This window comes from Phnomibacter ginsenosidimutans, assembly GCF_009740285.1.
Taxonomy (GTDB): Bacteria; Bacteroidota; Bacteroidia; order Chitinophagales; family Chitinophagaceae; genus Phnomibacter; species Phnomibacter ginsenosidimutans.
Genome location: NZ_CP046566.1, coordinates 2,856,895 through 2,870,276, shown reverse-complemented (window position 1 = coordinate 2,870,276; position 13,382 = coordinate 2,856,895). Strand labels below are relative to the sequence as shown.

Genomic DNA, 13,382 nt, shown 5'->3' with positions numbered 1-13,382 from the left:
AAAGTCAGCTTCAAAGTATGGCAGCAAATGCACCGACTAGATGGTATGCGGATTGGATGGGTTGAAACAGATTTTGGACGATAAACAATAGGACGCGGATTTGAAAGATTGGGACAGATTTTCACGGATTTAATCAGAAGCCATACATTTTGTGAAAGCCCTGAAGGGGCGTCAAAACAAAGCCAAGGGTGAAGCCCTTGGTTAAAAAAATTTCTCCCTATGTTTTTTTTAGCCACGGGTTTCAACCCGTGGATGATGAAATACATTCTTACACATCAGGGGTTTTAACCCATTTTCTATTGAGGCCAAAACTTTAAAAATACAACCCATGCAACCGCATTTTCCCATTGCTGAGCACCAACGTAGGGGCGGGGAGTTTAAAGGCATTGAGGCAGAAAAAAACGCTTTTCAACAATTTGCTACGGGTTCGGATGCGGGTGAAATCGATATCAGGAGCCAGGTAAATCTCACGTACTCTTTGTACATCGTTGCGGGTGAAGGTGGTGCTGCCATCGGCCCAGGTATTGCTGAAGCCGCCCAGCATGCCGCCGGCGCCATAGCCTACGGCAATGTTGAGCCACGGCGGCAGGTTGCTTTGTTTGAAAAACGATTTCAGGTTGGCACTTAGCCAGTAGGTCTGTCCGTTGTAATCTTTGAGCATGCGTTCGGGCAGGCTGCTGCCAAACAGGTTGTTGGCCCGCTGCTCCAGCATGCCTTGTGAGTAGTTCATTTTGTGAAACGAAAACTTGAAACTGATGCGCTGCTCGGCCCAGGCCAGCTCTTGGCCAATGAGCAGGCCACTGCCCACGGTATTGGCGGCAATATCGCTCCAGCTCCAGCCCCATTCGGCACTATGGGCATCCAGCACTTCTATCACGGTTTGAAAGGCAAACCCACTCATGCCGCCCAGCCAAATTTGTTGGTTGCGGTTGAGGCCCGCCCATTTCCAGCTGGCCATGCTGGCACGGCTAAGCTGGTAGGCACTCCAGGCGTGGCCCACTTTGTCTACCTGCTGCCATTCCTTGCTATCGTTGAAGGTTTGGAAACTCGTTTTGGGGTAGTCTTTGTACCAGGCTTGGTTGAGCAAAAGCAACGAACCGCCATAAATGCCTGCATGCAACCCTGCAACGGTATACACTCTTTTTGTATTGGGCAATGCCACGTATGCGGCGGAATCGGGTACACGGGTGTAAATGGTATCGAGGCTGGCATGACGAATGACTTCCAGCGGCAGGCTATCGGTGCGGGTTTGGGCACTGCTGCCCATGCTGAACAGGCAAAGCAGCAGGAACGCTGAGTAGCGGTATGCAGCAGAAGTGAGTGACACAACTTGGTTCAATAGTAGCAGGGGTGCTGGTAAACAAAAAGACATTAGCAAACTTACGGTGCTGCCATTTATAGAGATGAGCAAGGTTTGTGAAATGGAAGTAATTTCCGAATATCTTAGCCGCTCTTTGGAAGGAGGCAACTGCAGGCAGAATCCACCTTTCGGAGGACATATTCAAACCACAAACAACGATATATGGACGCAGCAATTAAAGCCAAAGTAGAAAGCTGGCTGGCGGGCAATTTTGACGCAGACACCAAGGCCTACATTACCGATGCACTGGCCAATAACCCCGATGATTTGGTAGAAGGATTTTATAAAAACCTGGAGTTTGGTACAGGCGGCCTGCGTGGCGTAATGGGCATTGGTACCAACCGCATGAATAAATACACGGTGGGTATGGCCACTCAAGGCTATGCCAACTACCTGAAGCAAAGTTTTGGCGAAGGCATCAGCGTGGCCATTGCACACGACAGCCGCAACAACAGCCGTTTTTTTGCTGAAACAGTGGCCAATGTAATGGGTGCCAACGGTATTAAAGTGTACCTGTTTGAAAGCCTGCGGCCTACACCAGAGTTGAGCTTTGCCATTCGTCACCTCGGCTGCAAGGGCGGCGTGGTGTGTACGGCCAGCCACAACCCCAAAGAGTACAACGGCTACAAAGCCTATTGGGAAGATGGTGCACAACTGGTGCCACCACACGATAAAAACGTGATTACCGAGGTAGATAAAATTCTTTCCGTTGACGATGTGAAATGGACTGGCGGCGAAGCCAACATCACTTTGATAGGTGAGGAGCTGGATGCGGCTTACACCGAAATGGTGAAGAGCCTGAGCATTTACCCCGATGCCTGCGAACGCCAGCATGATTTGAAGATTGTGTACACCAGCATTCATGGCAGTGGCATTCAGCTGGTGCCCCGGGTACTGAAGCGTTTTGGTTTTACCAACGTAACTGTGGTAGAAGAACAGGCTACGCCAGACGGCAATTTTCCAACCGTGCACAGCCCCAACCCCGAAGAGAAAGATGCCATGAGCATTGGTTTGGACAAGGCCAAACAAATAGATGCCGACATCCTTTTGGGTACCGACCCCGATGCCGACCGTGTGGGCATTGGCATTAAAGACACCGACGGCAACTGGGTGCTGATGAATGGCAACCAAACGGCGGTGTTGGCTTTTAACTATATGATTGAAGCCCGCAAGGCGAAGGGCATTGCACAGCCCAACGATATGGTGATCAAAACCATTGTAACCACCGACATGATCGACCGCATTGCAGAGCAGAGCGGAGTGGCTTGCTACGATGTATTGACCGGCTTTAAATACATCAGCGAAATGATTCGGGAAAAGACCGGCAAAGAAAATTATATCGTTGGTGGCGAAGAAAGCTATGGCCTGATGATTGGCGACCAGATTCGTGATAAGGATGCGGTGAGTGCCGTGGCCCTGCTGTGCGAAATGGCTGCTTATGAAAAAGATAAAGGCCGCAGCCTGTTTGAAAAACTGGTAGACCTGTATGTACAGTACGGTTGCTATCAGGAGCACCTCATTTCCATTACCAAAAAAGGCATGAATGGCCAGAAGGAAATTGCGGAAATGATGGAAAGCTACCGCAACAATCCGCCTGCACAACTGGGCGGTGTGGCGGTGGCGCAACTGCTCGACTACCAGCTGCAGCAAGGCACCAACCTGCCTGCAGGCGATACCTTCCCCATTGCACTCACCAAGAGCAACGTGCTGCAATTTGTGCTGGCCGATGGCAGTAAGGTAAGTGCCCGCCCCAGCGGTACAGAGCCTAAAATCAAGTTTTACTTTAGTGTAAATGCCCCGCTGGACAATGCCGCCAATTACAAAACGGTACAAGCCGGTTTGATGGCCCGTATTGAAGCGATCATCAAGGATATGAACTTGTAAAAGTTGTTGAACAACGATATCAGGAAGCCGGTGAGTGCAGTGGCATCACCGGCTTTTTTATTGTCCGAAACGGCCAATGGCTTTCTTTCAACAATCGTGGGAAATGAGTGCTTTGATGAGCTGCACAGATTAACCGGAATGCTGCATCTTGCGGGCTGTATCTTTATGGGCACAAGCATTTTATCATTGCATACCGACGATTACAGAACCAAAGGGCTGCGCAAACAACTCATTGATAGTTTGGCGGAAAAAGGCATCAGCGATGAGCTGGTATTGGAAGCCATGCGCAATATCCCCCGGCATTTCTTTTTAGACCCGGCATTGGATAAAATAGCCTACGAAGACCGGGCTTTTCCCATTGGTGAAGGACAAACCATCAGCCAGCCTTACACTGTGGCTTACCAGAGTGAACTGCTCAATATTACACCCGGCGAACGGGTATTGGAAATAGGAACTGGTAGTGCTTATCAGGCATCGGTATTGGCCGAAATGGGAGCCGAAGTATTTACGATTGAACGGCAACAAAAGCTGTACGATAAAGTGCAGAAGTCGTACCCGTTTGCAGAGCGGCACCGCAAGTTGTACTTTTTTATGGTGATGGTTTTAAAGGTCTGCCTGAGTATGCCCCTTTTGATAAAGTGTTGGTAACGGCAGCGGCTCCCTTTGTACCGCAGGCGCTGCTCGATCAGCTAAAGCCCGAAGGCATGCTGGTGATACCGGTAGATGAAGGCGAAGCCCAACGCATGAAACGCATCATTAAAAAAGCCGACGGCCGCTTGATTGAAGAGCTGTACGATGTGTTTCGGTTTGTGCCCATGCTGAAAGGAAAGAATGAGCAGCCTCCAAAAAAATAAACATGCAACAACTGACGAAATGGATAAAACGCAAGCTGCGCAGACCAGTGCGGGAATGGCAGATAGCCAAGAGCTATCGGCAACCATTGCCAGCAGCAATGCCTGAGCGTTATAAACCATGTGTGGTGCATGTAATGAACAATCAATTGAAGCATGGTGGTTTGCTCGATCGCATCAAAGGCAGTATTTCGGCTTATCAGATATCACAGCAACTAGGCTGTGATTTTAAAATTTATGTAGACAAGGACAGCTTCGATTTATTCAAATACCTCTCACCAAAAGACGCTTCACTAGTTTGCAGTACAGAAGAATTATACTTGAACACAAAACTGTCAAAACCTTTGTACCTGAATGATGTGCAACTAACATCAGCCACAAAGTTGTTGCACCAGTTTCGTGGAAAGTACAGACAGTTTCATGTGTATGGCAATCAGGATTATACCAGTTTGCTACAACCACAACTATCCAAAGAAGATTACGGAAAATATTGGTCGAGCCTGTTTCAACAGTTGTTTCAGTTCAGCGATTTTTTGGTAGCGCATGCTGCCGCAAAACTGCCCAAGAATGAACTGCCTCTTGTAGGTGTGCATTCTAGATTCATGGGTTTGCTGGGCGATTTTCAAGATGTAAACAACGCTACTATTGATTCAGCTTCACAAAATGAACTGCTGGAAAAATGCATTGCATCAGTAAGGCAGATTGCCATGGAGAACACCGACTGCAACATTTTAGCAGTGTCTGACTCTGCCCGCTTTTTACAAGCTGTTCAGCAGGATGCAACCATTCACCACTATGCGTCTAGATTGCTGATTGATGCGGACAATATTGGTCACATTGATGTGAACCATGCAGATGATGTGTTGTGCAAAGCCTTCACCGATTTTTACCTCTTGTGCCAGTGCAGGCAAATACACCAACTGCTCTTGGGTGAGATGTATCACAGTCAGTTTTCGAGGTATGCTGCCTATGTGGGTGGCGCTACATTATTGGCGGTACAAGAGTAGCAGTCTACAAGTTTTCTTTCAACAGTTTTGTGGTGCGTATACCCAACGCCTCAATTTTTGTGCTATCAAAAATGGTATCGCCGCTTTCGATAAGGGCAGCTTGTGCAGGCCATTCGGCAAATTCAACAGTGCTGCCATATTTTTTAGCGACCAATTCTGCTACTTCCAACAACGAGTAAGTCTCACCACCAAGATTATAGATTTCTCCATCTGTATTATCCATCGTTGCTGCCTGCAGCATGGCAGTTACAATATCCAGCATGTGCGAAAACGTACGTTTCAGTTGTCCATCGCCATACAATGAAATGGGTTGTCCTTTTGCTGCCATCGATTCAAAAAAGCCAATGGTTCCATACGACGACGTAGCATCGGTGAGATTGCCATAAGGAATACACAACCTGAAAACAGTATAATGAATGCCCCATGCTTTTTTGAATGCTGCCAGATAATGTTCGCAGGCTATTTTGTTGACAGCATAGGGCGTTAACGGCAACAGTTGGTCAGTTTCTTTGAGCGGCGTATTGGCGATGCCTTTGTACACCAAACGTGTAGAAGGAAAGACAATTCTGCCTTTGGCTTGTTGTTGCTGGTATTGACGAATGAAGTGCAGCAATCCAAGCTCGTTGATTCGGAGATAGGTATCGGCCTGCTCAAATCCATTCCAGGTGCCGGTAAGTCCGGAAAAGAAAAAAATGAGTTCAAATGTTGCGAGGTCGATTTGTGCTACACTGCTGGCGTCAGCCACATCTATACTGTAATACTCGAAGCCATTTTGAAAACCTGAAGGCTGAATATCTGAACCCGTAACGGTCCAGCCTTGCTGTTGCAAATACCAGCACATGTTTCGGCCGAGGTAGCCATTGCAGCCAAAAACCATTGCTTTTTTCATGAGTGTTGATTTGCTTTTTCAAACACGGCAGAAATGAGTGCAGATTGGGCTTCTATCTGGGCAAATTGCCAATCGGGTTGTTCCAGTATGCTGCGGTAAAACTGCTGCAATAATTTTTGAAAATGATTGTCGGCAGGCAATTGCAGGCTGGTAATGCCATCGGGTTTTTCAATCTCCACTGTTGGCGCAAAACCAGGAGCAGCAGTAAAGGCCCGCTTCATTACCATTTTACCCGTGGTGCCCCATAGTTCAATATTGTTTTGGTAAAAATGGTTGAAGCCAAAGCTTAACTGAGCACAAATACCTTCTTCATTTTGCAGCAATACATGGTCGTTGAAATCTACTTCATGGCCATCGTTGTTGAGTACTGCACCCACTACCTGTAGTCGCTTTCCTAAAAACAACTGTGCCGCCAGCAAGGTGTAAGCACCGGCATCGAGCAATGCACCACCACCCAATTCTTTTTTATACCGGATGTTATCAGCGGCATCAAACATGGGAAAACCAAAGCTGCTGCGTACGGCCTGTAACTGGCCAATCGTTCCATTGGCCAACTCATTTTGTACGTAGGTCATTTGTGAATGAAACGGAAACATGAAGTTTTCAAAAACACAAAGACTTTTTTCTTTCGCCAGTGCCAGTATAGCCTTTGTATCGGTTATGTTGCTGGTAAAAGATTTTTCTACCAGCACATGCTTGCCGGCTTGCAGCGCCTTCATGAGCCATTCGGTATGTATGCCAATGGGTAGTGGCATGTACACTACTTCAATATCTGTGCGTTGCAACAGATCCTCGTAGCTGCCTACAGCATCACAATTGAATTGTTGTGCATACGCTTCTGCTTTGCTAATGGAGCGGCTGGCAATGGCTTTCAGCTCAAACAAACCTGAGTTTTTCAACTCTTGTATAAATGATCTTTTAGCGAAGGCGGAGCAGCCCAGTACGCCAATGGGTAAAATACGACTCATGGTAAAATCAGATAAAGCCAATGGTGGATAATAGGCTTCGGGCCTGTATGTTCAGGTAGTTGTTGAATTTGATAAATGTTTGCAACTGATGCAAGGTCATCCAGGTAAAGTTTTCCGGAAGCGACAAAGCAGCAGCATTGGGAACATGCACCATCAGGTTGCGGTTTTGCTCTTGGTAAAAGCGACCACCTTCTTCAGATTGTTTGGCATCGTACCAAATGTTTTCTGGTGCAGCATTTAGTACCACATCCAAAAATGGCACAGTGTATTCAGGATTGCGGTAGTCGCCGGTAATGGTTTGTACAGTAGGCGCCAGTTCGAGGATGTCGAAATTGCCACACTCCAGTTTGGCCTGCACCAAAAAGTGTAACACGCCGTGTATTTCAGTAATCACGAAAGCAATCAATCCTTCATTGATGGGTTGTACCAAGGGTTGGCTCCAGCTGGACACTTCCCGGTTGCTGATGGCCACTTTGGTTGCAATCACTTTAAAAAAACGTCCCGATTCATGTTTGATTTCGCTGTCTGTAATCATCCAGCCTTTTACGCTGTGCAATGGAATTTGCCTGATGCGTAATTCGTATTGGCACTTGAGCTGTGTAATCCAGGCAATCAATTCATCGAAAGAGTATAGCGCAATGTTTTTCTCAAAAAATGATTTGAAAAATAATGTGCCTTTGGTTCCTTCCGGCAAGCCATTCATGCCAAACTCGCTGAACAGTTTATAGCCTATGCAAGAGATAACAGTTCGGGTGTCCATGTTCACCACATTGCTGTAGCGCATCAGCAATTTTATTTGGGCGAGTGTCAACCATACAAAGTCTTCCTGCACTGTAATCTCTTCATCCACTTTTACAATCAGGTTGCGGTTTCTTTTTTGCAAAAAACGAGCCCCTTGTTCTGATTGAAGTTGGTCGAATAGTACGTTGGCGGGGCTTGCATTTTTGAAATGCTCCAGGTAGGCCGGTTGCTTGCCGCCATGCACTTGCGTGTAGTTGCTTTTGGTGGCTTGCAGGGTTGGCGAAAGCTGCACGTTATTGATATTGCCCGGTTCAATTTTTGCCTGCAACAAAAAATAGAGAACCCCATCAAACTCTTTTACCAAAATGCCGAGGTAGCCAATTTCGGGCTGATTGATGATGGGCTGCTGCCACGAAGGTACCAAGCCCCCAGTTGGTTTGCACATCAATACCATCAATGGAAAAGAAACGACCTGATACATGCCGGAGGCTTGACTTGTCTTCATCAAACTGCCAGCCTTGTAATTGGTTGAAAGCAATTTGTTCTACCGTTACCGTTACCTCATTATTGCGTTGTTGTAACCAGGCCAATACTTCTGATGTGGAGATGAAAGGATTGCTCTCGGTAAAGGCCGACCGGAGTAATTGAATCGAAACGTCGTGTTGTAAAACAGCAAAACTGTTGGTAAAACCCATGAGTGCAAGTTTGAATAAAGCTATGGATGCTGCGCAGATGTTACTTTGAAAATGACATCCGTGCGGCAGTCAAATATAGTTGCGGCAGTTGCATCATTTTCCTTTCTTTTTTAAAAACACATCGTAATGGGTAAGCACGTTGTAATAACGGGTCGATTGCGGCTCGTTGCCAGCTACATCAACCGTTTCATGAAAAATACAGGAGAGTACGGATTGGTCGTACCGGTGGTTTAGCCTTGAGCATCCGTTCGGGGCTATTATTTGCTGATCCAGTGCCAGGCGCATCCATTTTTCCACCATGCTCATAGCAAGCGGACTGCTGAAAGAAAACGACCAGTAGCAACCATTGAGTACCGTTTTATTTACCAACTTATGTTGGTCAAAATGTTGACATGTTGATGGATGTGTCCAATCCAACACTTTGCCAGACGTGTAGGGAAAATAATAACCGTTTTGCTGAAGGTAGTAACGGGCCACAGAGAATTTTCCTATCACAAAATTTCTGGCATCCAGATAAGTAATGTCGCACTGCAGGCTGTGCAAAGCATCGTATACCAATGCCACCTTCCAGGCATAGCTGCCGTACGGAAATAATTGAAGGTTGAAATGTGCGGGGTATTTATCAAAGTCAAAATATTTGACGGTTACCTGCGGAATTTGTTCCAGCATGTTGATTTGTGCTGCGTCCAGTCCGATATCATAAATTAAAATGGATTCGGTTTCGTACCGGCGTATGGACAATACCAACCGATGCAGGGATTCAAAATACGGAGCACTGGCTGCGGTTACAAAAACATGTTTGGTTGAACTGGAGGAAGTAAGAAATCTTTTGAAAATAAATGACAGGTTGACTAACCTGCACCTGAGTTTTCTGATGAGTAAAGATTGTTTGAGTTGCTTCATGTAAGGAACGCATTCATTTTGTGCAAGGTAATATTAATGCATGGTGTACATCCGGCGAAGTTGAATGGCTAATGATGTAACCCGGTATCTTTGAACGGTTAGCTCAAGTCCATGATTCAGGTATTCTGCACCGCACCAACTATTTCTTCTTCCGGCAAATATTATCTATTTCCGTTGTTAGAGCCGTTTTTACAACCAGCCGCCATTGCTACAGATGTAGCTAAAACGGTGAATCCGCAGTGGAAAAAACATTATACCATTACAGCAGATGCCGCTACTGCCAATGTTTTTATTTTGCCCATGGATATTGCCTGGTATTTACACACTGGGCAGCGACAGGTGGTAGAGGAATTTATTGCAACAGCCAAGCAATGGCAAAAGCCTTGCTGGATATTTTCTGGCGGCGATTATGGCATTTCCTGGCCCGATCAGTATGTGCAAATTTTACGCCTGTCTGGTACGAGGTCGGGCAACAAAGGCAACCAGTTTGTGATGCCGCCGTTTATGCCAGACCCTCTTTGCCTCGCCGCTGAAAGGGATATCAAACTATTGGATTTACCTTCAAAACCTACCGTAGGTTTTTGTGGGCAGGCAAATGGAAGCCAGTTGGCCCGGTTAAAGGATTACGTACGTGCTGCTGTAAAATGGATAAAGCAACTGCAAGGAAATTATCTATACGATTTGCAGCCATTTACTTCAACCACTTATCAACGGTATCAGGTATTGCAAACATTACAACAGGAGCAGTTGGTAAATGCCAACTTTTTATTGTTTGACCAATACAAAGGAGGTGCGAGTAGTGAGGAGCAACAAGTACAATCCCGACTCCGATATTATCAAAACATCAGCAACAATGCCTACACACTTTGTATCAGAGGTGCTGGTAATTTTTCGGTACGGTTTTATGATTGTTTGGCCAGTGGCAGAATTCCAGTATTGATAGATACCGACAGCATGCTGCCATTGGAAAACCTGATTGATTGGAATGCGCATATACTTAAGGTGCCAGCACATAAAATGACTGAAGCTGCCCGGTTATTAATAGCATTTCATCAGCCATTCTCATTGGATCAATGGCAGCAGTTACAATTGACCAATCGACATCTTTGGCAAGAGAAGCTAACCTATGATGGCTTCTTTGCACATTTCCATTTACTGCCACCCAATCAAAGCTTTGCACATTTGTATTCATAAAAAAGGCCTCTCTTTCGAGAGGCCCGGGGAATTGTTTCTGAAGCAAACCCCAAATAAGTTCAATGTCTGTTAGGACGTTATTGCATGTTCATTCCTTCGCTCATGCCTTCCATTTCGCCTTTCATGTTTTTGCGTTTGAAGAGGCTGGCATCAAGCTTGCCAAAACGCCAGTTGAACTGCAGGCGCAATACCTGCGGGTCGCGACGACGGCTGAGGTTTTGCAGGAAGAAATCGCTGCTGGTTGTAACATCATAAATGCGGGTACGGAAAATGTCATTCATGCTCAGGGTGAGTGAGCCGGCATACCCTTGTCCGTTTTTGTTTTTAATGATGTCGCGGCGAATGCTGAAGTCTGCACCGTAGTTCGGATTTACAAAACCGTTGCTACCTGCAGCCATCATGCCACCACCCATGGGGCCGCCACCCATCATACCACCACCGCGGCCACCGCCTGCTGGCAGTACGGTTTTGCTTTGGTAGTCGGCATTCAGTTGCAGTGTCCACTGGTTGGTTTTACCCAATCGCTGTGTCATGGTAAGCTTACCAAAAAAACTGGTTTGGCTGTTGTTCAAGTCACTCTTGATGTTTTCGCTGTTGATAGTAGCATTGTAAAAGTTCAGGTTCGTGGTCATTTCAAATTTCTTACTGAACTTGTTGTTGCTGGTCAATTCTAACCCATAGGTGGTTGAATTGTTGGCGTTAATCCAGGTATTGTAAATAGCACTGTCTTTGCTTATCTGGTTCAAATCTTTGTACTGAAAACGGGTGAGCAAACCAGAGGTATACTTGAAGTAAGTAGACACCAGCAATGTATGGTTGTTGTTGAACTGCTGACTGAAGTTGGCTTCAAGGCTATTGGTAAATTCAGGCGACAAGCCGGGGTTGCCTACACTCAGGTTCAGCGGATCTGTAAAGTCGATGAAGGGCATCAACTGAAAGAAGTTTGGACGGTTGATACGGCGGGTGTAGTTGAACTGTATGTCGCTGCGGTCAGTGACTTTATAGCTCAAAAAGGCAGAGGGGAAAAGCGAAATCGGGAAATCGACATTGAAGCTGGAATCCAGTGATACCAGCTTGCCATCGTAGTTGCTGCTTTCTGCACGAAGGCCAAAGTTGTAACCGAGTTTGCCTTCTTTACCCAACTTGCCGGTGAAAGATGCATAGGCCGCAAATACACGGTCAGTAAATTCGTAGTCGTTGCTTACGGCAGGCACCAGCACAAATCCATTTGTGTTGTAGTTGTAAATGAAGTTGTTGTTATCTGCACTAAAATTGCGCAGCTGTGCCCGAAGGCCCGATTCAAACTTTACATTGTTCGAAAGCTTATTGGTATAATCCGTTTGGGCTACAACAAAGGTGCTGGTGGTACCACTTTGTGTACGTTGCAGGGCAGGGTTGCCCTTGGGGTTATTGTTGGCATCCATCAACTGATTGTTGAAGTTAGATGTGCCATCACTGTTCATGTTGTTGAAGTTTACATCGGCGGTCCACTCATGTCCAGGCTTGGCAAAGAGGTGTTTGAAGCTCAGCGAAGTACCAAAGTTCCGGAAGCTGCGGTCGCTTTCGGTAAGGCGACGGGTGAGCGAAGAAGTGGGGGGCGTAAACAGCGTGTCGTATTTGATGTAGTTGAATTCTTCATTGTCGAAGCTACCCCGTACCAGATTGGTAGAAAGTGTCAGTGTATTTCTGTTGTCAATAAAGAAGTCGGCACCGGCACGGCCAAAAGCAAAGAAGCCACGGTTGGTACTGTTTACATCCTGCGCAATAGCGTAAGCCGGCAGGTTGCTGGTGGGTGTATAATTTGTTGCAATGTCGCTCCAGCCAAGGCTTTTGCGGGCACTAAAGTTGCCAGATGCAAAAATGTTAACCTTCTGCTGGCGTACGTTGATATCGCCACCAAGGTTGGGCCGAAAACGACTATCCATACCGGCCCTCAAAGAACCATTGTAGCCTGTCTTTTTATTCTTTTTCAACACCACATTCAAAATGGCAGCCATGCCACCAGAGGCGTCATACTTGGCCGATGGGTTTGTGATGAGTTCTACGCTTTGAATATCGTCGGCCGGAATTTGATCCAGAGAAAGGGTAGTAGGACGACCATCGATAAACAAAGTGGGGGCCGCATTGCGAACCGAAACATTACCGTCTATATCCACATTTACCGAAGGAATTTGACGCATGATATCAACAGCAGATGAACCTGATGCTGCCAAACTTTTATCAACGTTGAATATTTTCCGGTCGATGCCCATTTGCATCATGGGGCGGTTGCCGGTAACGGTTACATTTTCCAGCACTTTAGCATCGGGTTTCAGCAAAAAGTTGCCGAGGTCTTTATCGGCGAGGCTGGCAAGTTGGCTCATATCGCCACCCAAGGCTTTACGCAGCACCTCCATCATGTTGGGGGCTTGCTGTGCTGGCTTGGCTTTTCCAGAGTCGGCTTTAGCAGGCGCCTGATTCATGCTGGCAAAAGCCTGCATCAGTTTCTGCTGCATTTCTGCCGTCAAAAAAGAAACCTTCTGCTCCAGCGTCACGTAGCCAATGGCAGAAATACGAATGCGGTAGTCGCCCATCATGGGCACGTTTTCCAACGAAAAATCGCCGTTGGCGGGAGTGAGCATGCCAGAAAGAATGGTGTCTTTGCGTTGCTTTTTGGCCATGTCAAACTTGCTGCTCACAATTTGTACAGATACGGCATCGAGTGGTTTGCCGGTGGTGCTGTCGAGTACTTTGCCGTAAAAACGACCGGTTTGGCCGGCACCCATGGGCATGCCTGCACCCATACGGCCGCCACCCATTGGTTGCGCCAGGGCCAAAGTGCTACTTAAAATGCAGAGAAAGAGTGTTAATTGAATTTTCATAAAATGCGTGTATGCCTGTTTATTTTTTC

12 protein-coding genes are annotated in these 13,382 nt (G+C 46.6%); 5 read left to right on the top strand and 7 right to left on the bottom strand.

Translation table 11 applies throughout. The features are described 5' to 3' along the window. Positions 1–313: 313 nt before the first annotated feature. Positions 314–1,339, bottom strand: coding sequence for a DUF2279 domain-containing protein (locus GLV81_RS12410; RefSeq protein ID WP_197428285.1), 1,026 nt, complete (start codon positions 1,337–1,339; stop codon positions 314–316). A gap of 183 nt (positions 1,340–1,522) precedes the next feature. Here GLV81_RS12410 and GLV81_RS12405 point away from each other — a divergent pair, with 183 nt between their 5' ends. The 4 genes from GLV81_RS12405 (at position 1,523) to GLV81_RS12395 (ending at position 5,102) form a co-directional block, all read left to right on the top strand. Further along, complete coding sequence (locus tag GLV81_RS12405) at positions 1,523–3,244, top strand: phospho-sugar mutase (protein ID WP_157479148.1); 1,722 nt, start codon at positions 1,523–1,525, stop codon at positions 3,242–3,244. Positions 3,245–3,409: 165 nt separating this feature from the next. Beyond that, positions 3,410–3,892 (top strand): protein-L-isoaspartate O-methyltransferase family protein, encoded by a 483-nt coding sequence (locus GLV81_RS21315; RefSeq protein WP_281350690.1) that lies wholly within the window; start codon positions 3,410–3,412, stop codon positions 3,890–3,892. Beyond that, positions 3,856–4,098, top strand: a complete 243-nt coding sequence (locus GLV81_RS21310) for a protein-L-isoaspartate O-methyltransferase family protein (RefSeq protein ID WP_281350834.1) — start codon at positions 3,856–3,858, stop codon at positions 4,096–4,098. Before GLV81_RS21315 ends, GLV81_RS21310 begins: the two co-directional genes overlap by 37 nt. A 2-nt stretch (positions 4,099–4,100) precedes the next feature. Beyond that, on the top strand, positions 4,101–5,102 hold the full coding sequence (locus GLV81_RS12395) for a hypothetical protein (protein WP_157479147.1): 1,002 nt from the start codon (positions 4,101–4,103) through the stop codon (positions 5,100–5,102). A gap of 4 nt (positions 5,103–5,106) precedes the next feature. On the opposite strand, the gene GLV81_RS12390 is transcribed toward GLV81_RS12395, so the two are convergent. From GLV81_RS12390 to GLV81_RS12375, 5 genes are all read right to left on the bottom strand, one after another. Further along, the gene (locus GLV81_RS12390) at positions 5,107–5,991 is read right to left on the bottom strand and encodes an NAD-dependent epimerase/dehydratase family protein (protein WP_157479146.1); all 885 of its coding nucleotides are present in this window, start codon (positions 5,989–5,991) and stop codon (positions 5,107–5,109) included. Further along, entirely contained in the window at positions 5,988–6,959 is a 972-nt protein-coding gene (locus GLV81_RS12385; protein WP_157479145.1) for a Gfo/Idh/MocA family protein, read from the bottom strand. Before GLV81_RS12385 ends, GLV81_RS12390 begins: the two co-directional genes overlap by 4 nt. A gap of 7 nt (positions 6,960–6,966) precedes the next feature. Then, on the bottom strand, positions 6,967–8,124 hold the full coding sequence (locus GLV81_RS21305; protein WP_197428284.1) for an NDP-hexose 2,3-dehydratase family protein: 1,158 nt from the start codon (positions 8,122–8,124) through the stop codon (positions 6,967–6,969). After that, the gene (locus GLV81_RS21300; protein WP_197428283.1) at positions 8,048–8,395 is read right to left on the bottom strand and encodes an NDP-hexose 2,3-dehydratase family protein; all 348 of its coding nucleotides are present in this window, start codon (positions 8,393–8,395) and stop codon (positions 8,048–8,050) included. The genes GLV81_RS21305 and GLV81_RS21300 overlap by 77 nt, the downstream gene beginning before the upstream one ends. A 93-nt stretch (positions 8,396–8,488) precedes the next feature. Next, positions 8,489–9,298 carry a DUF1647 domain-containing protein gene (locus tag GLV81_RS12375; protein WP_157479144.1) on the bottom strand — a complete coding sequence of 270 codons (810 nt, stop codon included), beginning with the start codon at positions 9,296–9,298 and terminating at the stop codon, positions 8,489–8,491. Positions 9,299–9,409: 111 nt separating this feature from the next. Here GLV81_RS12375 and GLV81_RS12370 point away from each other — a divergent pair, with 111 nt between their 5' ends. Next, positions 9,410–10,492, top strand: a complete 1,083-nt coding sequence (locus GLV81_RS12370) for an exostosin domain-containing protein (protein WP_157479143.1) — start codon at positions 9,410–9,412, stop codon at positions 10,490–10,492. 77 nt (positions 10,493–10,569) lie between these two features. On the opposite strand, the gene GLV81_RS12365 is transcribed toward GLV81_RS12370, so the two are convergent. Continuing rightward, on the bottom strand, positions 10,570–13,353 hold the full coding sequence (locus GLV81_RS12365; RefSeq protein ID WP_157479142.1) for a TonB-dependent receptor: 2,784 nt from the start codon (positions 13,351–13,353) through the stop codon (positions 10,570–10,572). Positions 13,354–13,382 lie beyond the last annotated feature (29 nt).

Bases quoted from the DNA above. Each gene is read 5' to 3' on its own strand.
- GLV81_RS12370 (WP_157479143.1), top strand. From the start codon at position 9,410: ATGATTCAGGTATTCTGCACCGCACCAACTATTTCTTCTTCCGGCAAA.
- GLV81_RS12365 (WP_157479142.1), bottom strand. From the start codon at position 13,353: ATGAAAATTCAATTAACACTCTTTCTCTGCATTTTAAGTAGCACTTTG.
- GLV81_RS12395 (WP_157479147.1), top strand. From the start codon at position 4,101: ATGCAACAACTGACGAAATGGATAAAACGCAAGCTGCGCAGACCAGTG.
- GLV81_RS12385 (WP_157479145.1), bottom strand. From the start codon at position 6,959: ATGAGTCGTATTTTACCCATTGGCGTACTGGGCTGCTCCGCCTTCGCT.
- GLV81_RS21315 (WP_281350690.1), top strand. From the start codon at position 3,410: ATGGGCACAAGCATTTTATCATTGCATACCGACGATTACAGAACCAAA.
- GLV81_RS12405 (WP_157479148.1), top strand. From the start codon at position 1,523: ATGGACGCAGCAATTAAAGCCAAAGTAGAAAGCTGGCTGGCGGGCAAT.
- GLV81_RS12375 (WP_157479144.1), bottom strand. From the start codon at position 9,298: ATGAAGCAACTCAAACAATCTTTACTCATCAGAAAACTCAGGTGCAGG.
- GLV81_RS21300 (WP_197428283.1), bottom strand. From the start codon at position 8,395: ATGGGTTTTACCAACAGTTTTGCTGTTTTACAACACGACGTTTCGATT.
- GLV81_RS12390 (WP_157479146.1), bottom strand. From the start codon at position 5,991: ATGAAAAAAGCAATGGTTTTTGGCTGCAATGGCTACCTCGGCCGAAAC.